Source organism: Kluyvera sp. 142486 (genome assembly GCF_046569695.1).
Classification (GTDB): Bacteria; Pseudomonadota; Gammaproteobacteria; order Enterobacterales; family Enterobacteriaceae; genus Kluyvera.
The window spans coordinates 193,505-215,217 of record NZ_JBKHUI010000003.1; the positions used below are offsets into that span (position 1 = coordinate 193,505).

A 21,713-nucleotide genomic window follows, 5' to 3' on the forward strand; every position below is an offset into this window, starting at 1 on the left:
TGTTTTATAATTTACTGGTATAAAAATTATCCACTTTTTGCCCCTCTTTGCGCCACTTTACAATTCTGTTACAGATTGAAATGTCGCTTTTGCTATGTCTAATATGGCCTTTCGTTCGCTATACATATTAGAAAAGACTATGACCAGCACAACACTCGATAACGAACAGGCTTCCGCTCCGGTTAACTCGCGTAATAAGGTCGTCGTGGCCTCACTCATCGGCACCGCCATTGAGTTCTTCGACTTCTATATTTACGCCACCGCCGCGGTCATCGTGTTCCCGCATATCTTCTTCCCACAGGGCGATCCGACGGCGGCAACGCTGCAATCGCTGGCAACGTTCGCTATCGCCTTCGTCGCTCGTCCTATTGGTTCCGCGCTCTTCGGCCACTTCGGTGACCGCGTCGGGCGCAAGGTCACGCTGGTCGCTTCGCTGCTGACCATGGGGATCTCCACCGTGGTTATTGGCCTGCTGCCGAGCTATGCCTCCATCGGCATTATGGCTCCAGTCCTGCTGGCGCTGGCGCGTTTTGGTCAGGGTCTCGGCCTTGGCGGTGAATGGGGTGGAGCGGCGCTGCTGGCGACGGAAAACGCCCCGCCACGCAAACGCGCGCTGTACGGTTCCTTCCCACAGCTGGGCGCACCGATTGGCTTCTTCTTCGCTAACGGCACCTTCCTGCTGCTCTCCTGGCTGCTGACCGACGAGCAGTTCATGACCTGGGGCTGGCGCGTTCCATTTATCTTCTCTGCGGTGCTGGTGATTATCGGCCTGTACGTGCGCGTCTCGCTGCACGAAACGCCGGTGTTCGCCAAAGTTGCTGCCGCGAATAAACAGGTGAAAGTGCCGATGGGCACTCTGCTCAGCAAGCACGTCCGCGTGACGGTGCTCGGCACCTTCATCATGCTGGCGACCTATACGCTGTTCTATATCATGACCGTCTACTCAATGACCTACAGCACCGCTGCGGCGCCGAACGGCTTAGGGCTGCCGCGTAACGAAGTGCTGTGGATGCTGATGCTGGCGGTGATTGGGTTTGGTGTGATGGTGCCGATTGCTGGCCTGCTGGCGGACCGTTTCGGTCGTCGCCCAAGCATGATTGTGATAACCAGCCTGATTATCATCTTCGCACTGTTCTTCTTCCAGCCGCTGCTGGGCTCCGGTAACCCGGCGCTGATTATGCTGTATCTGCTGGTTGGCCTGAGCCTGATGGGTCTGACCTTTGGCCCAATGGGCGCGCTGCTGCCGGAGCTCTTCCCAACGGAAGTGCGCTATACCGGGGCATCGTTCTCCTACAACGTGTCATCGATTCTGGGTGCATCCGTTGCGCCGTATATCGCGGCGTGGTTGCAGAGTAGCTATGGGTTGTTCTACGTGGGTGTCTATCTGGCTGCCATGGCGGCGCTGACGCTGATTGCGCTGCTGTTAACTCATGAGACGCGCCATCAGTCACTGTGATGGTTTTACTGGATAAGGCGCTATTGCGCCTTATCCAGCCTACACTCTCCGCTGATTTCCCCGCTTACTTCTTCATCTGGGACAATATTGTCCGGCATTGATTCGTATCTTGTTCGGAAGGTGAAATCAGCGCTAACAGCGCGGCAGCTGGCGTAACGAGCGTTGCCAGCGCAGCGGCGACGGCCCCACGAGCAATAAGCGGCCCCACCTTCACCCCAGCCTGTGGATTCTTGAAAGTACCTCGCACGTACAGCGGCGAACGCAGAGTAAAAATGCGGATCCCCTTACTTTCCGGATCGATAGTTAAATCAAGTTGCTCAGAGGCGAAGCTCGCCGTGCCGGTAATGTTGATCAGCGCATTTTCAGTATCGAAGGCAAAAATCTGCGGACGCGCCACGCCGTTAACGATGTCGAGATTGGCCGCCGCGCAGTTCACTCGGACTTCATCGTCGCCAAAAATCTGCCCGACAATATAGTTACCGACGTTCAGCCCAACAATTTCCATCAGGTTACGACTGATTAAGCCATCATTCATCAGCAGCTTCAGGTTACCGTTGCTGTTGCCGAGCAGTGCCGCTACGGAGTTGCCAGTGCCGCGAAACTCGGCATCACCGTTCATCTCACCAAGCGTTTTCTGCATCAGTTCAACGTCCGGCATCAGCTCTTTTAGCTTCAGGCGCCGGGCCTGGATATCTGCTCTCCCCTGCATCGGTTTTTTATCACCTTCCAGGTGGATGTTGGCGTTAATACCGCCGCCCGCCAGACCAAACTTCAACGGTTGCAGGCGCAGATCGGCATTTTCCAGGATGATGTGAGTGGAAAGATCGCTAATCGGCAGGCTACTCCCGTGCTCAATGCGCCCCCCCTTGAATCGCACGTCGGCATCCATGGCGTTCCATTTATCGGTTTCAAAGCGGTCATAAGGCAGGACTTTACCCACTGGCTGAACGCTTTTCTCGCCCTTTTTCTGCTCTGATCGCTTCGACTGTTCCGCGCCTTTGCCGGAATCAACGCCAATCAACGGGCCTAAATCCACCAGCCGCAGCTGACGAGACTCCAGCTCCCCCTCCAGTTTTGGACGCGGCTTACCGGTGGTGTATGTGAGCGAGCCGTGAATATCGCTATCACCAATTCGACCGTTGAACCCACGATAATTAAAGACTGATGATTTGTTAGTATCGATCTTCGCGACCAATCGACCGTCGGTTTCAAAAGGTGGCGTATCCGGCAGCAATACGCCGGTGAGGTCGTACAGATCTGCCAACGAATCACCGGAGAATTTCAATTGCAGGTCAACGCCCCCCATCTTCATCGGGTCGTTCACCACGCCAACGAACGCCACCCGAGTATTACCGGAACGAAAGTCGGCCTGAACCGGAAACGGCGAGTCTGCGCCACGCAGCGCCAGCATCCCCCCGATTTTCCCCGTCCCTGTGAGCGGTTCATCGTGATAGCGGCCTTTCGCCTTCAGGCCAAAAACGTAATCCTCAACGCTGGATTTATCATTTTTATCTTTGTTTCCCGTCACTTCACTAAACGGCAGCGGCTTACCTAACGGATCGACGAAGATCTCGATATCCGCCTTGCTGACGCTGTCATCAATGGCGATTCGCCCCTGATCGAAAAGGATATTATCCAGGCGGAAAGACCACTCTGAGGGCTTGGCGCCGGGATCTTTTGCTTCATCCCCAGCGAGATTAAATGTCCAGTTATTGTTTTTTTCCGATAAGCGAATCAACCGTGCATCGGGCTTCACCAGCTTTATCCACGGCAGCCAGACCGTTTTGGTCAGCAGTGCCAGCGGTGCGAGGGTTGCTTCCACACGGGGAAGATGCACCATCGTGACTTCAGGGATATCAGGGGGGTTGCCAAGAATAATGTCTTCCGCGTGCACATGCGGCCACGGCACCCAGCTTCGCCAGCCGGTTTCCTGCTTCTGGCGTTCCCATACCACGCCTAAATCACCGCGAATGGCAAAAGGACGGTTGAGTTCCGCAGAGACTTTCTGGTTGATGGTCGGTTTAAGGCGGTTCCAGTCAAATGTCGCAATCAGTACGATAAGTACGACGATCAACAACAAGAAAGTCCCTACAACAGAGGCGGTAATTTTGCCTGCTTTGGTCATATTCTGCTTCCTCACTTCTTCCCTTGTCTGTCCTAAAGATAGTCCAGATGGGTAGATTTACCGGAAGCAGCCTGATTCAAAGTATCAAAAACACCTTTTCGAGGTGGGTGAACGGCACCGGGCGAGAGAGGAAATAGCCCTGCGCCGCATGGGCCGGTGAACGCTGTATTTCGCGCCACTCCTCCAGCGTTTCAACTCCTTCAACAATAACGCCTTCACAATAGCGGTTCATCAGCTCAATCAGCAGGATAAACAGTTTGCGCCCCTCAGGGGTTTTGCGCAGCATAATGAACAGGTCGCGAGCCACTTTAATGTAATCGTAGCGTACCTCATTGAGCGCGGAGAAATTGGCCATCCCGGTGCCGAAATCATCCAACCATAGCGGGCCAAATTCACACAGTGAAGCCACCGTGGAGTCTTGCGGCAACGCCATATGCTCCACCAGTTCAAAGCGCAGCCAGGGCAGGGCTTCAATCATCGTCTTCAGGATCCGGTCCTGGCGCATTTCCAGCAGCGTCGGCGCATCGACGTTAACCGATGCCAGCACCTTATTCTGCTCAAAGAATTGCTTTCTTTTTGCCAGCATCGTCACCTGTTCTTTGATGACATGGATGCGCTGGCCGATAGAAACCGCAGCGAAGTAACGATCCGGGGCAATACGTTTTTGTGGTTGTGAGGGATGGGTCACTACCGTTAACACTTCAATCGCCATCAAGCGGCCCTGAATAGTGTAGATAGGCTGGAAAGTATAGACACGCTCACACTCTTGCCAGTAACGCAGCTGCTGTAGGCTTTCCAGCTCCGCATCGGGTACTCTCGCCCGCTGGTTCACCTGCTTTAACGTCATTTAAGCTTCCTGTGAAGAGAGGGTCAGAGGGTCTAGTGATAAAGTTATCGGCGTGGCAGGTGAGAACTTTATGTCCAGTTTGCGCCATTTTATTTTCACTAAAGAGGATAAATCGGCCGTAACACGCGCTAGCTCAAAAAAAATAATGGAACGTTGTTTTAATATAGTTGACCAACGAATAGCCACAGCGCACACTACGAAAAATTTACCGAATCAGGTTGATGACTATGTCCAAAAAAATTGCCGTGATTGGCGAATGCATGATTGAGCTGTCCGAGAAGGGCGCACAAGTTAACCGCGGCTTTGGCGGCGACACCTTAAACACGTCCGTCTATATTGCTCGCCAGGTCTCTCCTGCTGAACTCAGCGTCAATTACGTCACCGCACTCGGTACTGACACCTTCAGCCAGCAGATGATGGACGCCTGGCAGGCGGAGAACGTCAAAACCGACCTGATTCAACGCATGAGCGACCGTATGCCTGGCCTGTATTACATCGAAACCGATGAGACCGGCGAGCGTACGTTCTACTACTGGCGTAACGAAGCCGCCGCCAAGTTCTGGCTGGAGAGCGAGCAGTCTGCCGCCATCTGCGAACAGCTGGCAGGCTTTGACTACCTCTACCTGAGCGGCATTAGCCTCGCTATCCTCAGCCCGGCCAGCCGTGAGAAGCTGATTGCGCTGCTGAAACAGTGCCGCGCGAACGGCGGTAAAGTCATCTTTGACAACAACTACCGCCCGCGCCTGTGGGCCAGCAAAGAAGAAACGCAGCAGGTTTATCAGCAGATGCTGCAGTGCACCGACATTGCTTTCCTGACGCTGGACGATGAAGACGCGCTGTGGGGCGAGAAGCCGGTTGAAGAGGTTATCGCTCGCACTCAGGCCGCTGGCGTGAGTGAAGTGGTCGTGAAGCGCGGCGCAGACTCTTGCCTGGTAGCGATTACCGGTGAAGCGTTGGTTGACGTGCCGGCAGTTAAGCTGCCAAAAGAGAAAGTGGTGGATACTACCGCAGCGGGTGACTCCTTCAGCGCAGGCTACCTGTCCGTCCGCTTAACCGGCGGCGATGCGGCAGCAGCGGCGAAGCGCGGTCACCAGACGGCAAGCACCGTAATTCAGCATCGTGGGGCGATTATTCCACGCGACGCGATGCCTGCATAAGGTTTCGCGGGTATAAAAAAACCTCTTCCGGTTGGGAGAGGTTTTTTTTCGTCTGTACGTTAGATGCTGGGTTTCCCCCCCCTCACCCCGACCCTCTCCCCATAGGGGCGAGGGAGAAAACCAAGCGGTTCCCTCTCCCCTATGAGGAGAGGGTTAGGGTGAGGGGGAGAACCCCGCTACTGCGCCGGTGGAATGTCCGTCACATCCTGGTGACTCTCTTCCGTCGCGGTCGCGGCGTCCGCCGTAGGTGCCAGCATAATCTTGCCCCACACCTCCTGCAGATCCTTCATATTGAACTCCGGCTCACCGGTTGGCTGCTGAAGGACGAGCGCCATATCCTGCGAAAGCTGCTGGCGCAGATCCTGGTTGAGCATGTCCGGCGTCAGCGACTCGAGGAAGCTCTGGCGCAGTTTCTGATACTGTTCCGGCGCGATATCCACCACCTGGTTTTGCAACGAACGCATGCGCTGGCTAATCAGCATGTCGGTATCCATCCGCGCGTAGGTGGCGAACAGCTTTTGCAGCTCCAGCTTCTTCTGCGCAATCAGCGAATCAAATTCATCTTCCGGCAGCCCCTTTTCACGAATAGCCGCCAGCTCGCGGGCAACCAGCCCCAGGTTGCTTTCCAGCTTTTCGCCCGGTGATTCCAGATTGATGCCGCACTGGGCGCGCAGATACAGCACCCGGCAGTCAAAGCCCAGGCCGATATCTTTCATGTTGGTGCGGCTCAGCTTCTGCTGGATATGCCAGAACAGCGCTTCACGCGCCAGGTCGGCGCGCCAGTAGCGTTGCAGCGCCGCAGACTCGCGAATCGGCTGCCACGGCGTGTCCCACATAATAGAGAGACGATCCTGGCGCACCGCGTTGGTCATAATGCTTACCGTTTCCGGGGGAAGTGGCGACAGCGTTGGTACCGCCGCTGGCGTTTCACGTTTCCCCTTCAGCCCACCGAAGGTTTTGCTGATTTGCTCAATGGTGGCGCGGCTATCGACATTGCCGACGATAATCAGCGTCATCGCATCCGGGGTGTACCATTTCTGATAGAACTCGGCGACGTGTTTAGCATCCACCGGCAGCTTCAGCGGCTCAGCAGGGTCGTGGCCCAGCATGGTGGAACCCTTCAGACGATAGCGCCACCAGCCCTCTTTGGTATCCTGCGGCCAGGTTGCCACCATATCCTGCACGCCCAGCGCGTAGCTGACGGTATCCGGCGTAATGCTCAGTTTGCCAATCGAGGTCGCCAGCCAGTTCAGCGCCTCTTTCTGCAGGTCGCTGCGGTTGTTCGGCAGGCTCAGGTTAATGCGGGTGTAGTCATAAGAGACAATCGCCGGCGGCAGCGGGCGCTTCGGGTCAATGCTCTGCTGCCACATGGAGCGAGCCTGCATCGTTTGTAGACCGCCGTTCTGAGTCAGGGCGATCCGAGGAATAAGGTGGCTATAACCCGTTTGCTGGGCGCTTTCGTTCAGTGAACCAATATCAATCGAGAGCCGGATTTCTACACGGTCGCTCGGGCGCTGCGGAGTGGCAAGCACTTGCCACTGAAAGCCATTAGACAACGTGCCTTGTTGCCAGGCCGGGTCCGGCTGGAGCGCTTCTGCCTGCACATAGCTGGCTGCTGCCATCATCAGCAAACCACCGGCTAAAAGTCGAATTGTTGTGCCCTGCATGTGAACCCCTGATGAACGTTCCTGGTTATCCCCACCAGAGTTCGGGCAGCACGTGCGCGGGCTCGGTGGGTATAAAAGACAACCGCCGCGGGCGATTGCCTAAAATAATGAAGTAAATACGTCAGTTAGACCACACAATCGCAAAAACGTCACATGGCTAAGGAAAATAAAATCTACGGCAGCCATAAACTAACATAGCTAAATAATGACGCCGCCTAATTATGCGCAGGAGCCCGCACTCCAGCAAGGGAGTACGGGCTTAAGTGGGGATATTAAGAGGATAATTCGTGCGGTTTTTGCGCCGTCGGACGGTTATTGAGCACATCGTCGAGCTGTTTCGCGTCCAGCTGTTTCACGCGTTTCGCCACAACAATGGTCGCCACGCCGTTACCGATAAGGTTAGTCAGCGCACGCGCTTCCGACATAAAGCGGTCGATACCCAGAATCAGCGCCAGGCCGGCAACCGGCAGATGCCCCACCGCAGAGATGGTTGCCGCCAGTACGATAAAGCCACTACCGGTTACGCCTGCGGCCCCTTTCGAGGAGAGCAGCAGCACCACCAGCAGCGTCACCTGATGGAAGATATCCATATGGCTGTTGGTCGCCTGAGCGATAAACACCGCCGCCATCGTCAGATAAATAGAGGTGCCGTCGAGGTTAAACGAGTAGCCGGTCGGGATAACCAGCCCTACCACCGACTTCCGGCAGCCCAGCTTTTCCATCTTGTCGAGCATACGCGGCAGCGCAGATTCGGAAGAGGAAGTACCCAGCACAATCAGCAGCTCTTCGCGGATATAGCGGATAAATTTGAAAATGCTGAACCCGGTCGCACGCGCAATCGTACCCAATACCACCACGACAAACAGAATACAGGTTATGTAGAAGCAGATAATAAGCTGACCCAACTGCACCAGCGTACCCACGCCGTATTTACCGATAGTAAAGGCCATCGCCCCGAACGCCCCAATCGGCGCCAGGCGCATGATCATGTTGATGATGCCGAAGATAACCTGCGAGAAGCTTTCAATAACGTTGAAAATCAGCTGACCCTTGCTACCCAGACGGTGCAACGCAAAGCCGAACATCACCGCAAACAGCAGCACCTGCAGGATGTTGCCGCTGGCAAAGGCACCGATTACGCTGGAAGGAATGATGTCCATCAGGAAGGCGATAATGCCCTGATCTTTTGCCTGCTCGGCGTACATCGCCACCGCTTTCGCATCCAGGGTCGCTGGGTCAACGTTCATCCCCGCGCCTGGCTGCACCACGTTCACAATAATCAGGCCGATAATCAGCGCGAGGGTACTGACCACTTCAAAGTAGAGCAGCGCGACGGCACCGGTACGCCCCACCGCTTTCATACTTTCCATACCGGCGATGCCGGTCACCACCGTACAAAAGATAACCGGCGCGATAACCATTTTAATCAGTTTGACGAAGGCATCGCCAAGCGGTTTCATCTGCGCGCCGAGTTCCGGGTAATAGTGACCGAGTAGTACACCGATCACTATCGCCGTCAGCACCTGGAAATAAAGGCTTTTGAAGAAAGAGGTTTTCATAGGATGTCCTTGAGCTATAGCCACAGGAAATGTAGGGATTATTTTCACCTGTTGGCACAAAATAACATCCAAGAAACATAATCGAAATATTTGTGGGTAAATTTGATACTTAATTGTTAAAACTTTGAACTGACACGCACAATCGCTAACTTTGATCTCCCGGCAGTAGTGATTTCTCCTTACCGAGATAATCCTGCTCGAAGGTCTCCATCGGGACGGCACGAGCAAACAGGAAGCCCTGCAAAATATCGACATTCGCCGCCCGCAGCCATGCATATTGCGCTTTATTTTCAACACCTTCAGCAACCATTTTCAGGTTCAGGCTGCGCCCAAGCTGGATGATGGCCGCCACCATGCTGGTGTCTTCCGGCAGGCTGTCGATAAAGATTTTGTCGATCTTGAGAATATCCACCGGCACGGATTTCATATGCTGTAGCTGGCGCAACCCCGCATAACCCATACCAAAATCATCCAGCGCAATGCGCACACCGGCGTTGCGCAGCGGCCGTAAAATGGCGACAGCGGCTTTCGGGTCGTCAATGCGTCGGCTTTCGGTCACTTCCAGAACCAGAGTACCCGGCGCAATGCGGTAACGGTTGAGCAGCGCCAACATATCCGACACCATATCGTGATGCAGCAGCTGCAGCGCCGAGATGTTCACCGACAGCGGCAGCATAATGCCACGCGACTGCCAGGCGGCCAGCTGTCGGCATGACTCTTCCAGCACCCAGTGCCCCACGGTCACCATCAGGCCACAGGATTCAATGCTGTCGATCAGATCGTTCGGCAGCGCCCAGCTACCGTCCGGCTGGCGCTGGCGCAGCAGCACTTCCGCGCTGCACACTTTGCCGGTGCTGGTTTCCACCTGCGGCTGGAGCCAGACGGAGAACTGCTCATTGTCGAGCGCGGTCAGGATATCGCTCTCTTCGGTCAGGCGCTTTTGCGCTTTTACCATCTGCTCCGGGTCGAAAAACTCAATCTGGTTTTTTCCTTTCCGCCGTGCGGTGAAGGCCGCCGAGAGCGAGCGGCGATAGAACTGCTCCGCCGTTAATCCGTCGTTATACATCGCAATACCCACGCTGGCGCTCGGGCGCAGCTGGATGCCCTGCAGCGGCAGACGCTCATTGATGATAGTGAGTACTTGCTGACCTAAAGTGATGGCATGCCACGGCTCTTTGACGTCATAGGCCAGAATCGCGAAGTCATAGCCGCTGACCTGCGCCAGCACCATGCGCGGCGAGATCACCTGCTTAATCTTCTCTGCCAGCGTCAGCAGCAGCATTTCACGCTGCTCTTCTTTCAGCACGCCCGCGGTGTCCTGCAGGGTTTCGCAGGCGATAGTCAGCAGCGCCACCGGCGTTTTGCGCACCAGGCTCTGTTCGAGCAGCCCTAACAGGAAGGCTTTGTTAGGCAGGTCGGAGACCGGGAAACGGGTCGACTGATTGCTCAGTTCGTCATATTGACGTAGTAACGCCTGCTGATTGCGGTTGTAACTGCGCACCAGCGTACCAATTTCATCGTCGTGGTGCAGGCGCGGCAGGGAGAGCTGATGCCCGATGCGATCCGCCCCCGGGAGGTCGTGAATTTCATAGGCAATGCTGCGCAGCGGCCTGACAATCAGCCGGTTGATGCACCAGGTCAGCGCGACGGTCAGCATTAAAACGAGCAAAAAGTAAGCGGTCACTATCGTTGCCAGCGCGCTCATCACGAACTTATACATACGATAAGGGTCTGCCTGTAGCACCAGATAGGCCAGCGGCTGCGGGTTAGCAGGCCGTTCCAGCGAATAGAGCGGCAGTGAAATCTGTACCGGGAGTTCAAAAATGCGCGTGATATTGACCGGAACCGGGCGTTCCGGAATAAAACTCATGCGTAGCGCCTGAAACTGGTTAGGCAGCACGACGTCCGCCCGGCTGACAATGCCGGCGGGTTGAATGCGTCCAAGAATGGCCTCTGCCTCGGGAATATCGGCTTTGAGGATGGCAGCCGACAGCGGCTGACGTACCGAGCGGGCGATGCTCTCTAATTGTGCCCCAGTGTTATAGCGATCCTGCTGTACGAAGTGGAACAGTAAAATGAAGCAAAAGACAAATAAAAACAACATGGTAACAACTGCAACCATGGCCATTTGTTTTATTGTAAGGGAACGGCTAACGCGCAAAAGAGCTCTCCACTAATACGAACGTATTGCTCAGGCATTGAGAATAACGAGGCTGGCGGCAAAGTCAAAACGGACGCCGCCGCGATAATTATAACCCGGCAGGGTGCCGGGTTATATAAGACGAATACCTATATTCGGAGCGGTAAAATTACCAGTCTGCGTATGGTGTGAGCGGCTGCGGCGGCATATCGAGGTCGCCCTGCCAGCCGGCGGCGGAATAACGAACGTAGAGCAACGCATGGCTTGGGGTGTAATCCTTCGCCTGCTGGATATCGACACCTGCGCCCACGAACCAGTTGGACGTCACGCGCCGTTCGATAATCGCCCGCGCGGTGTAACCGAAGCCCTGACTGCTGCCACCATGGTTAACATCCTCGCGGGCTTTTTTCTTCCAGGTTTGCGGAATCAGGTTCATCAGCGGATAGCGCGGCTCTGTACTGGTGCGCGAATGCGACCAGGAGACCGAACCACCCAGCTCCCATGACCAGTTTTCCGTACGTTCACGCCAGTTAACCGGCACAGCAAACGACACATATTCCTGCGGGCTGTAATAGCCGCCCTGACCGAGGGTATAGCCGCTCAGATCCTTCTGGTAGTGCCAGATCATATTGTTGAGCCCGACTGTCACCCGGCGGTTATTCTCGTTAATAACCTTGTAGTAATATCCCGTCATCCAGCGAACGCGCCAGTTGTCGTCTACGTTTTTACCCGATAGTTGGTCGCCGCCGAGTGAAGCCCATACGCCATTGGCTTCACCTTTGTCGTAGCTCAGGCTAATACCGCCGCCATTAGCGCGTACGCCACCCCAGGTCGTACCGGTGTGCGCATCCTTGTCATTATCCTTCTGTCCACCAAATGCCAGTAACGAACTAGAGATCGGACGACGATGCGCGTTTACCGTATAGCCCAGCGGACCGACATCGCTGCTGTAGCTCAGCCCACCCACCACATCCACCACGTTAAAGCCCATTGGGGTGGTGCCGATATCTGCGTCCCAGGTGTCATTTTTCCAGCCAATGGCTACGCTGGCGCCGCTGTCGCTTTGGTGCGTTGACCCCTTACAAGCGGATAAATCACAGGTGCCCCACTGTTTCTTATACTGGTCATTTTTATCGGTGGAGAAACTCCCCGCATCCATATTCACGAGATCAGAACGGAAGAACATGCGGCCATCGGCCAGCGGCGCATCCACCTGTAACATGGTGGTATGGGCTTTCAGATCGGAATAACCGCCCGTACCGCTGGAGCCCCAGAAGTCATGCTGCAGCGTGACGTTCAGGTCCTGCTGACGGTAGAGATCCGCCGCGTCGCTGCGCACGCCGCGCTTGAGCCAGTCGTCTTTTTCGTCGTTACGCGTCAGACGGGTAAAGGTGTCGTTATCCGCCGGGCGCGTTGGAGTAATCTGCGTGGCGACCATCGCATCTTTGTAGGTCTCCAGCGCCTGTTTCGGGTTGCCGTCCTGCGCCTGATAGCGCGCGGCATCGCGTAGTACCATCGCCGTATCCATAGACGGTGGCTGGGCTTTAGCCTGAGGAATCAGGGCGGTCATCATTTGCTGCGCCGCGGCGGTATCACCCAGTTTGGCGCTGACCAGCGCAATGCGCCGCTGAGTATTGAGCGAACGCTCGCCTTCGGCAGGCAACTGTGCCAGCTGCTGGCGGGCTGCCAGCGCGTTGCCATCGGCGGCGTACACTTCCGCCATGCCCAAATGGGCGTCTTCATCACGCGGGTCTTTTGCCAGCACGGCGTTGTATTCAGCCAGCGCCGTGGCATTATCGCCCCGCTGCTGCGCCCAGTCGGCGAGGGTCGAATGAATTCGAGCGGATTCTGGCTGCTGTTTCAGCAGCACAATCGCCTGCGCTTCCTGGCCGCTATCACGCAGGCGGTTGGCCTGAGCAATTAGCTGATCGCTGCGCAGGCGCTGGTCCAGTTCGCGAATATTATCGGTCCACTGCGCTGTCGGCAGTGCGGCCAGGTGCGTCAGCGCCGCCTGGTCCTGACCGTTACCGGAAAGATAGAGGCCGTTGGCGTAAACCTGGTCGGCATCGGTCGGCTTTTTGCGTGCCAGATTGAGCATCAGGTTGTCGGCCTCTATGCGCTGGCCGGCGCTCACCAGGTCACGAGAGAGGCGGTAGGTTATCCACACGTCATCCGGCGACAGCGCCAATCGACGGCGCTGAATTTCCGCCGCCTGCGCCCAGTTTCCTTTATTTTCCAGCGCTTCGGCCTGCTGGGAAAGTCGGTCATTGGTCAGGCTACGTTCAATATCGTCAATGCTGCGTCGCTGGCTGGCTGAAAGCGAGTTGATAAAGGCGGTGGCTTTCTCCGGCGACTCGGCGCGGTAGATATTGGCCAGCCCGCGCACCGCGCTGCTGTTGCCGCGGTCAAGACGCAGCGCCTGTTGATAGAAACGCTCTGCCGAGGCGCTATCTTTACGCGCCATCGCCACATCGCCGAGCCCCAACACCGCATAGCTGTCGGTGGCATCAAGCTTGCGCGCTTGCTGGTAGAAGCTCTCCGCCTGCGCCAGATTGTTGGCCTTCAGCGCCGCGTCGCCTTTACGGATCAGCGGCCAGTAGAGCTGCCAGGTTTGCGGCGTGTTGTCGGCGGCCTGCGCCACTTTCTCCTGTTCTACCGCTTTGGCTCGCAGAACCGGGTCCGCCATCTGTTTTTGCTGGTCTGCCAGCATCGCACGGGCGCTGTCCGCCGATTCACCGCTGTTGAAAATGGTCAGATAACGCTGCAGCGCCTGCACGCTGGAAGGGCTTGCCGGCTGATCTTTGATAGCGTTAAACCACAGATCGCCCGCCGGGCCGCGTCCGCCTGACGATTTCGCCATTTGTTCCAGCACGTTGAACGCGTCATCGCGCTGGTTGGCCGCGAGCAGCATATTGGCGAGCGTCATCTGCAAGCCCACGTTGCCGGGGTTCTGCTTGTTGAGGGTTTGCAGGTGTTTGAGCGCCTCATCGCGGCGGGCCGGGATTTTCGCGACCGCGGTCCAGTACTCTACCGCGTAGTCGCCGTCCGGCGGCGGGCCGTTAAACGCTTTTTCATAATCGGCCAGCGCTTCCGGGACGTGCCCGGTAGTCGCCAGCAGTCGCGCCTGTTGCAGCGCCTGACGCCCAGCGTCGGTGTTCAGGCCAATCTCAATGCGAGAGGCGTTATATTCGGTAGAATTCGGCGCCACCTGCGCCAGCTTTTGCAGTTGCTTTTGCGCCCCGGCAGTATCGCCCTGGCGCAGCAGATAGCGCAGACGCGCCGCCAGCACCTGTGGATTGTTAGGGTTAATCAGCTCCAGCCGGTACAGCGATTGCTGCACCAAATCATCCCGTTTGCTGGCTTCTCCAAGGCGCACCTGGTTGAGCAGCTGTTCTTCTGCCGAGGTGTCCGCATAGCCTGGCTGTACCAGCGTCAGGCCCAGAGAGAGGGTGATTAAACTTAGTGTGAACTTGCGCATTCCTGGCCCCAGTCAGGTAGTAATTCGCCGCGGGCGCTGAAGCGAAAACGGTGTTGATCCCAGCCCTGACCAAAGAGGGTCAGAACATAATTGTAATAAGCATCCGCGCTGGGAAAATGATCGGCCACACGCTGGCGCAAAACGGCCTGCGCGTCGCGATTTTGTAGGAATGGAATCAGCGAAGCTGAAAAACCGACCGGGCCATCGCCGGTCACCGCCCCGGTGGCAATCGCCACTTTTTCCGGGGGAACGCCCTGCTTCACGGTCTGTGCCGCCATCGCGTTAAAGCGTTTAAGCAGACGCGCTTTTTGCGGGTCGGCGTCGTGCATCATGCCCACCCATAAATAGACGCGAATGGCATCGTAGCTGCCCACCACGCTGGCCTCTTTCAGCAGCCAGCCCTGTTTTTTGTCGTAGCTCACCCAGTCCGGCGAGAAACCTTTCGGCGCGGTATCAAGCAGCAACTTCAGGTTGGTATCACGAAGGGTGGTCCACGGCGCGCCAAATTGGCTGAAATACTGCGCCACCTGCGGTGGGAGATAGCTTGGATTGAAGCGCCAGCGCGTCTCTTCCGCAAAGCCAACGCGACCGGGCAACAGCATCAGCCCCAGACCGGGAACTTTTACTGTTTCACCCTCGGCAATTTTCGCCAGCAGCGCTTTACCCGTTGCCGTGTAATCGTCATTTTTCCACAGGCGACCGGCTTCCAGCAGCGTCCAGGCAATCCAGACATCCGAATCAGAGGCAGAGTTGCTGTCCAGCACCGTCCACTCGTCATCGCCCTTTTTGCCCCATAGCCAGGCGGGAAGATGCTCACGCAGCGAGCCCTGCGCGAGGTTGTTTTGCGTCCAGCCCAGCAGGTTTGCGAAGGTCTGACGATCGTTCGCGGCGAGGGCAAAGAACAGCGCGTAGCTTTGCCCCTCTGAGGTGGTAATTTTGCGCGCATCGCTAGGATCGATAACGCGCCCTTGTGCGCTGACGTAATCCTGCTTGAACTGCTCCCAGGCAGGCCAGCTACAGGCGGCCTGCGCCTGACCGCCCAGGGCGCACAGCAGTACGATCCAGCGAAGCATCTTCATCGCGGCTTACTCGTCTTCCGGGTTCAGACGACGACGGCTGATGATACGCAGTAGACGCCACAGCACCCAGGCCAGCAGCACGATGCTGATGGCGGCAAAGATAGCCAGCAGAACCGGATGGTTAGAGAGCGCGAACCACACGCGTTCGAACCACGGCAGATGACCGACATAGTAGATGTCACCCACGCGCAGGCTGCTCACGCCGGATTCACGAATAACCGATACAGAGCCAAACATCGCCGCGCGTTTGCCGCTGTCGTTCAGCGCGTTGTTCAGCAGGTCATAACCGCTGGCGCTGTCGGCGAGCAGCGCCACGACGCTGCGCTGTTTGTGGTACGGCGATTCGAAACCGACGATGGCAGCCATCGGGCCGGAAGAGGTAATCCCGGTCTGCATGCCAGCCTGACGGTCATCTTCATCAACATAGATGCTCGGCAGGTCAGTATGGCGCATTGGCGTTTTCACCCAGCTCTGGGTGGCATCCACCAGCAGGTCGATGTGTTTATCATCCTTCAGTTTTTGCGGGATAGAGCCAATCAACAACAGGTCAGCATCCTGGTCCTGAATCTTGCTACCATCATCAGCGATGGTCATCTTCGTCCCCGCCAGGCCAGTCTGGCCGCCAATCACGCCAACGGCGTTCAGCAGCGTGCTCACCTGCGCTTCAGACGGCTGCTTTGGCATCACGATAACCGTGTCGGAGAGATCCGCCATGCGGGTGAACGGGAAGCCAGCATTGGCAAAGGTGCGCAGATCCGGCATCGGCAGGAAGTGATAGTAGTTCGAGAAGTCGATGGTCGAGTCGTCGCCAATCACCACATGGTTCTGCACCGGCTGGAAGGTCACGCAGTTATCCACCGAGCCGCCCGGCATCGGGTTCATATACTGGAAATCAAAGCGCAGCTGGTTCATTGCGCCCAGACGCAGCGCCGGAATGCTAACATCGTTTTTACCGTCCAGCAGGCCCTGCAGTACCGGCAGGCGCAGCATCAGCTTATTCACATCCTGGGTGCTGTTGAGGTTAAACGACTGCAGGAACTGATCATTCAGGCTGATGTCCATCCGCGAGCTGTCTTTAACCGGCGGCATGGTGTAGCGATATTTCAGATCCATGTCGATGCCGGTGCTGCGCATCAGGTAGAGATCCGGCGGCAGGTTCAGCGACAGGTTGATGGATGCCGGTTCCAGCCCGGTGGACTGTAGCTGCTGTTCATAGGTTTTCAGCTCGCCGAAGGTCACCGGACGGTCGGTACGCACCCAGTTTGGCGCGTCGTACGGTACGCGAGCCTGCAGCGGTTTCACGTCATCTACGGTCACGCTATCGCCGCGGAACAGAATGTTGCCCGCTGCGATGCCCTGAGCCGCTTTCAGCAGGTCGTTATCGTCACGACCAAACACCACCAGCAGCTTCATATACGGGTTGTTCGGATGGTCGATCATTTCGATCGTGGGCGCTTTCACCGCCGGATGGTCGCGCAGGAAGTCCGGGCGACGATCGTTAGTGGCAAAGACGATGGCATTACGATCCGGCAGCGTATTAAACATCACCGGGAAGGTCTGCCCGCGCCAGCCTGCCTTAGCGCCAAACCACGAGGTCACAACCGCTGCGGCCTGCTGCTGCTTCAGATCCGGCGAACCGGCAAAGACGATAGGCAGGGTCAGCGCGCGGTTATCACGAGCGTCAAAGAACGGCACCGGGAAGTGCGACAGGTCGTTGCGCACCTTCAGCGCCTGGTAGGTTAAATCCAGCGAGCTGTTGCGAGCGACGTCCAGCCAGACGGTGGTGTTCGCCGGGTTTTCGCAGACGTCTCGGTAGTGGCCGATAAACTCAAGGCGCACGCGGTTAAAGTCGGTGATATAGAGCGGGTCGATGGGGATCTGCGTCGAGACCTTTTTCCCCAACTGCTCTTTGGTGACCGGCAGTACGCCCATCAGCTCATCATTAAGATAAACCTTCAGCTGAGAGGTCGTTGGAAGCAACGACGGCGACGGCGTATAGGTCAGGTTCAGCAGCGCTTTCGACACCACTTCGTCGCTGCGCATGCCAAACTCAATCCCGCCGTCCGGGTTAGATCCGCGCAGCACCATGCTGCCCGGCGGCGGCGCAATCTGGGCAAAAGAAAGCTTCACGTCACGCGACGGCGCATCTTCCACCACCACCGGCGTCGTGGTTGCCGCGTCGCCAGGAGCAGGCGCCGCGGCGTTGTCCTGAACAGTCGGCGCTACCGCCACCTCTGTCGTCGGTTCTGAATGCGTCGTGAGCGGCAGTAAACTGCCCATGCCCACCGCCACTGCACAAATCCAGGAAAGTTTTCTTTTCATCGGTTCATCATCATTATTGTTGAGCCATAGCCGATAGCGGATGCTCGATTACCGCCTCACGTTCTGGACGGCGCGGAATGAACGAAGCCACCCACGCCACCAGCATGGTGAGCGACCGGAAAATCTCTTTTGCCACCGGTGGCGCGAACTCGGCCAGGTGGCGATAGCCACGGAACCCCAGCTTCAGGATATCCATCAGGCTTTCCAGCGGTTTATCTTCCGGGAAGCTGTCCTGCCAGAGCGCCCACGTATCCGCACGCGCAAACGTACACTGCACAAAATCGATATGTTGACGGGTGCTCATCGGCAACAGCTTGAGCCCCACTTCACTGCCCAGCACGCGCACAACCTGGGTTGGGAAGACGTACTCCTGCTGGCCGCGTTTGAGCAGCAGATTAACCTTCTGCTCTTCCAGCACCTGAGCGTCGCCGTTGATATGAATACCCACGCCGCCGTCAGAGAAGTCATGTACCGTACAGGAGAAGAGATGTCCGTCTTCACGGGAGATAGCCCCCGGCATTTTGATTTCAACGCGGTGCGAACGACGCACCTGTTTACTTTCCACCGACACCGCGACCGCGCCGCCGAGGATAATCAGGTTATAGAACACCCACACCAGGCTTATCCACACGGTGAGGGTTTCATCCGCCGGGCCGTACATATAGCGCCAGATCCCAAACGCCACGCCCACCAGGTTCAGCAGCACGAGGAAGATATATGGGCGGGAGATAACCCAATCGACGTACTCTTCTTCCACCAGGCCACCCTTGGCGGTGACGTTGAATTTGCCTTTGTGCGGGTTAAACAGCGCCACCATCGTCGGCGGTGCGATGTACCAGGCAAGCACCGTTTCATAGATTTCACTCCAGAAGGAGTGGCGGTATTTGCCCTGAATTTTTGAGTTAGTCAGGCTGGCGTGAATCATATGCGGCAGCACGAACAGCGCGATCATCAGCGCCGGGGCGTAGATGATGTAGGCGTGCAGCAGCAGGAAGGCCAGCGGCGCGGTGAGGAAGATAAGCCGCGGTACGCCCGACAGGAAGTGGAACATGGCGTTGAGGTAGCACAGCCGCTGCGGTAGCTTCAGCCCTTTACCAAACAAGGGGTTATCCATGCGGAAGATCTGCACCATGCCGCGCGCCCAGCGGATACGCTGGCCGATATGCGCCGACAGGCTCTCCGTCGCCAGCCCCGCCGCCTGCGGCAAACGCATGTAGGCAGAGGTGTAGCCGCGACGGTGCAGACGCAGCGAGGTGTGCGCATCTTCGGTCACGGTTTCCACGGCGATGCCGCCAATTTCATCCAGCGGTTTACGACGGATCACGGCGCACGAACCGCAGAAGAAGGTCGCATCCCACATGTCATTACCGTCCTGCACCAGCCCGTAGAACAGCGTGCCTTCGTTCGGCGTTTTACGGAAACGGCCCAGGTTACGTTCGAACGGGTCAGGTGAAAAGAAGTGGTGCGGCGTCTGCATCATCGCCAGCTTCTTATCCTTCAGGAACCAACCCATGGTCATCTGCAGGAATGAGCGCGTCGGCACATGGTCGCAGTCGAAAATCGATACAAACTCGCCTTTGGCATACTTCAGCGCGTTGTTGATGTTCCCGGCTTTTGCATGTTCATGCGTGGTACGCGCCACGTAGTGAACGCCCACGTCTTTGGCGAACTGCTTAAACTCTTCGCGGCCGCCGTCATCGAGGATCCAGATTTCAATCTTATCTTTTGGCCAGTCGATACCGAGCGAAGCGTAAACGGTGTTTTTGACGACGTTCAAATCTTCGTTATAGGTCGGTACGAAGATATCGACCGAAGGCCATTCGTTCATGTCCTTCGGCAGCGGCACCGGATGACGGTTCAGCGGCCAGACCACCTGGAAGTAACCCAGCACCAGCACAATCCAGGCGTAGGTTTCGGCAAACAGCAGGATCAGGCCACACACCAGGCTGACCGGGTCATTCCAGTTGAGCGTTGAGGTATAGCGCCACCAGATGTAGCGGCAGGAGACCGTCAGCGACAGCACAATCAGCATCAGCGCCGAGAAGCGCCCCGGAATGCGCCGCACCAGCAGCGCCACGCCCCAGAGCAGCATCAAGAAGATAAACTGCGAGAGCGGATTAAACGGCTGGGTAATGCAGACCAGCGCCAGAATTAAGGACAGCGTAACCACCACGCCAAGGATCAGGCGGCGCAGCTTCGGATTCAGGTGCGCCAACTCTTTCTTCTCATCGAGATGGCCGGTTTGCGCATTCATCCGGCCTGGCAGTTCGTCGGCCCAGCGGTTGTAGCGCTCGCGCAGACGATCGATGGCTGCCAGCGGTCGCCAGGGGCGAGCGCTGCGTTGTTCTGCAGGCTTGGTCGCAATGAGCCAGACCGCCTGTAGCGCAAAGCGCAGTGGGTCCAACGGACGTGGTCGCGAGAAATTAATATGCGGGAACAGTTCGTCGTGACGGTCAGTCAGCGCCTGCCAGCGGGCATTTTCCAACGGCAGAAAGAGCCATGCCAGCCCCACCCACAGGCAGGTCAGGGTGGCGGAAAGCCAGGACGAACCCGCCTTTCGATAACCAAGATAGCGCTCGCGCAGGCGAGCGTAGACCGGCGGGACGAATATCCAGCTGCCGAGACGAATCATGCTTCGCGCTCCGCGACCGGGCGACGCCCCGCGTAGTGCATCAGGCACCAGTTGGCGAGCGTAATCATCTCTTCGGCGGCAAGGGAATCATGGCGGTATTCGCCCAGCGGCTGCTTGTTCGCCAGGCTTTCTGCCATCGCTTCATCCAGATGTATCACCACCGGCAGAAGACGACGCTGGGTTTGCAGCCAAACCTGATAAAGGTCTTCCTGCAGCGGGCTGCTCATGCGTAACCCGTTGATCAAAAGGTGGGTATCAGACGGTAGCGGCTGTTGATGCAGGCGAATGTGGCAGTTGGCGTCCGGCTTCAGAATCGTCAGCGTAAAGTGGCTGGCTTCGACCAGCGGTGCGGTCCAGGGATAAAAGCCGTGCGGGAGATCCAGCAGGATCCACTGATAGCGTCCTTCACGTTCTAAGGTTTCGGCGATATCGGCAATGGTCGATAGCGTATCGCCCAAAGCCGCCGCGTTTTGTAGCTCACCCGGCTGGAGGTGACCAAACGGCAGCACATCAATCAGTGAAGTGTAACGTAATCCCGCGTCACGCCAATCCTGGCCGTCTAACGCCGCGCGCGCCCAGCCGCTCTGCCGCCCGATCTCATCGTTAAACGACAGACGCAGCATATTGTCAGGGCCAGCATCGATGACCAGCACCGACTCCCCGAGCAGCTGTAATGACCACGCTAATGCCGCCGTGATAGACGTCGTACCCACGCCACCGCGAACGCCCTGTAATCCCAGAATAGCCATTATGGCTTCCTTATTTTTGTTCGGCTTTTTGTTCTGCAAACTCTGCCAGCAGCGGCCAGCGTTTAAACGCCGCAGCTAATTTTTCACGCTGGGAAATATCAGTGTAATCTATATTGGGTAGAGAGAAAGCCCGGCTCAGTGCGAGAAAATCATTCTGAAAAGTGTAGCCAAGTTGAGAATCAGCTGATGTTACCGGTTCATTATCTGACATTTTTTTCTCCCTCTGAAATCAAAGTACAAATGTGCCCCATCATTCGAAGGGCAACCTTTCCATGAAATTCGTTTATACTCGTCATACTTCTGATTGAAGATGAATATTTTTGCTTTTACTCATTTCAACCACATAGTTATGCAGGTTTCAGGGGTTTGGCTCACTTATCGCCTGACGATAACGCTATTAAATCAGAGTATACATGCTAAATCTGATGCTATTTAATTTCAATATTAGGTTTATTCTGACGTTTTCACTAGTAAACTTATACGCAGGATTATCGTCGATAAG

The 21,713-nt window shown here is 56.6% G+C and carries 13 protein-coding genes; 2 read left to right on the forward strand and 11 right to left on the reverse strand.

The annotated features are described in order from the left end of the window. The first annotated feature begins 139 nt into the window (after nucleotides 1-139). On the forward strand, nucleotides 140-1,456 hold the full coding sequence (locus tag ACLGE8_RS05055; protein WP_410996927.1) for an MFS transporter: 1,317 nt from the start codon (nucleotides 140-142) through the stop codon (nucleotides 1,454-1,456). A gap of 64 nt (nucleotides 1,457-1,520) precedes the next feature. Here the strand turns inward: ACLGE8_RS05055 and ACLGE8_RS05060 are convergent, their stop codons facing one another. Both ACLGE8_RS05060 and pdeH read right to left on the reverse strand, forming a co-directional pair. Next, nucleotides 1,521-3,581 (reverse strand): AsmA family protein, encoded by a 2,061-nt coding sequence (locus tag ACLGE8_RS05060; RefSeq protein WP_410996929.1) that lies wholly within the window; start codon nucleotides 3,579-3,581, stop codon nucleotides 1,521-1,523. A gap of 76 nt (nucleotides 3,582-3,657) precedes the next feature. Continuing rightward, complete coding sequence (pdeH, locus tag ACLGE8_RS05065; protein WP_410996931.1) at nucleotides 3,658-4,428, reverse strand: cyclic-guanylate-specific phosphodiesterase; 771 nt, start codon at nucleotides 4,426-4,428, stop codon at nucleotides 3,658-3,660. A 227-nt stretch (nucleotides 4,429-4,655) separates the two neighbouring features. Between pdeH and ACLGE8_RS05070 the strand changes: the two genes are divergently transcribed. Next, nucleotides 4,656-5,585 (forward strand): sugar kinase, encoded by a 930-nt coding sequence (locus ACLGE8_RS05070; RefSeq protein ID WP_035893927.1) that lies wholly within the window; start codon nucleotides 4,656-4,658, stop codon nucleotides 5,583-5,585. Nucleotides 5,586-5,761: 176 nt separating this feature from the next. Here the strand turns inward: ACLGE8_RS05070 and ACLGE8_RS05075 are convergent, their stop codons facing one another. The 9 genes from ACLGE8_RS05075 to bcsR form a co-directional block, all read right to left on the reverse strand. After that, nucleotides 5,762-7,252, reverse strand: coding sequence for a M16 family metallopeptidase (locus ACLGE8_RS05075; RefSeq protein ID WP_410996933.1), 1,491 nt, complete (start codon nucleotides 7,250-7,252; stop codon nucleotides 5,762-5,764). A 272-nt stretch (nucleotides 7,253-7,524) separates the two neighbouring features. Further along, nucleotides 7,525-8,811 carry a dicarboxylate/amino acid:cation symporter gene (locus ACLGE8_RS05080; protein WP_410996935.1) on the reverse strand — a complete coding sequence of 429 codons (1,287 nt, stop codon included), beginning with the start codon at nucleotides 8,809-8,811 and terminating at the stop codon, nucleotides 7,525-7,527. 145 nt (nucleotides 8,812-8,956) lie between these two features. Then, nucleotides 8,957-10,972 (reverse strand): biofilm formation regulator HmsP, encoded by a 2,016-nt coding sequence (gene hmsP, locus ACLGE8_RS05085; protein WP_410996937.1) that lies wholly within the window; start codon nucleotides 10,970-10,972, stop codon nucleotides 8,957-8,959. A 148-nt stretch (nucleotides 10,973-11,120) separates the two neighbouring features. Then, complete coding sequence (bcsC, locus tag ACLGE8_RS05090) at nucleotides 11,121-14,429, reverse strand: cellulose synthase complex outer membrane protein BcsC (protein ID WP_410996939.1); 3,309 nt, start codon at nucleotides 14,427-14,429, stop codon at nucleotides 11,121-11,123. Then, a complete protein-coding gene (bcsZ, locus tag ACLGE8_RS05095; protein WP_410996941.1) occupies nucleotides 14,411-15,508 on the reverse strand; it encodes a cellulose synthase complex periplasmic endoglucanase BcsZ in 1,098 nt (365 codons plus the stop codon). Before bcsZ ends, bcsC begins: the two co-directional genes overlap by 19 nt. 6 nt (nucleotides 15,509-15,514) lie before the next feature. Beyond that, a complete protein-coding gene (bcsB, locus tag ACLGE8_RS05100) occupies nucleotides 15,515-17,830 on the reverse strand; it encodes a cellulose biosynthesis cyclic di-GMP-binding regulatory protein BcsB (protein ID WP_410996943.1) in 2,316 nt (771 codons plus the stop codon). Between the two features lie 13 nt (nucleotides 17,831-17,843). Continuing rightward, nucleotides 17,844-20,462, reverse strand: coding sequence for a UDP-forming cellulose synthase catalytic subunit (bcsA, locus tag ACLGE8_RS05105; RefSeq protein ID WP_410996945.1), 2,619 nt, complete (start codon nucleotides 20,460-20,462; stop codon nucleotides 17,844-17,846). Next, the gene (bcsQ, locus tag ACLGE8_RS05110; RefSeq protein ID WP_410996947.1) at nucleotides 20,459-21,211 is read right to left on the reverse strand and encodes a cellulose biosynthesis protein BcsQ; all 753 of its coding nucleotides are present in this window, start codon (nucleotides 21,209-21,211) and stop codon (nucleotides 20,459-20,461) included. Before bcsQ ends, bcsA begins: the two co-directional genes overlap by 4 nt. 10 nt (nucleotides 21,212-21,221) lie before the next feature. After that, entirely contained in the window at nucleotides 21,222-21,422 is a 201-nt protein-coding gene (gene bcsR / locus ACLGE8_RS05115) for a cellulose biosynthesis protein BcsR (protein ID WP_185667417.1), read from the reverse strand. Nucleotides 21,423-21,713 lie beyond the last annotated feature (291 nt).

Excerpts from the sequence above, each read along its gene's own strand:
- ACLGE8_RS05080 (WP_410996935.1), bottom strand. The coding sequence starts at position 8,811 with ATGAAAACCTCTTTCTTCAAAAGCCTTTATTTCCAGGTGCTGACGGCG.
- bcsR (WP_185667417.1), bottom strand. The coding sequence starts at position 21,422 with ATGTCAGATAATGAACCGGTAACATCAGCTGATTCTCAACTTGGCTAC.
- pdeH (WP_410996931.1), bottom strand. The coding sequence starts at position 4,428 with ATGACGTTAAAGCAGGTGAACCAGCGGGCGAGAGTACCCGATGCGGAG.
- bcsZ (WP_410996941.1), bottom strand. The coding sequence starts at position 15,508 with ATGAAGATGCTTCGCTGGATCGTACTGCTGTGCGCCCTGGGCGGTCAG.
- bcsQ (WP_410996947.1), bottom strand. The coding sequence starts at position 21,211 with ATGGCTATTCTGGGATTACAGGGCGTTCGCGGTGGCGTGGGTACGACG.
- ACLGE8_RS05070 (WP_035893927.1), top strand. The coding sequence starts at position 4,656 with ATGTCCAAAAAAATTGCCGTGATTGGCGAATGCATGATTGAGCTGTCC.
- bcsC (WP_410996939.1), bottom strand. The coding sequence starts at position 14,429 with ATGCGCAAGTTCACACTAAGTTTAATCACCCTCTCTCTGGGCCTGACG.
- ACLGE8_RS05060 (WP_410996929.1), bottom strand. The coding sequence starts at position 3,581 with ATGACCAAAGCAGGCAAAATTACCGCCTCTGTTGTAGGGACTTTCTTG.
- bcsA (WP_410996945.1), bottom strand. The coding sequence starts at position 20,462 with ATGATTCGTCTCGGCAGCTGGATATTCGTCCCGCCGGTCTACGCTCGC.
- ACLGE8_RS05075 (WP_410996933.1), bottom strand. The coding sequence starts at position 7,252 with ATGCAGGGCACAACAATTCGACTTTTAGCCGGTGGTTTGCTGATGATG.
- bcsB (WP_410996943.1), bottom strand. The coding sequence starts at position 17,830 with ATGAAAAGAAAACTTTCCTGGATTTGTGCAGTGGCGGTGGGCATGGGC.
- ACLGE8_RS05055 (WP_410996927.1), top strand. The coding sequence starts at position 140 with ATGACCAGCACAACACTCGATAACGAACAGGCTTCCGCTCCGGTTAAC.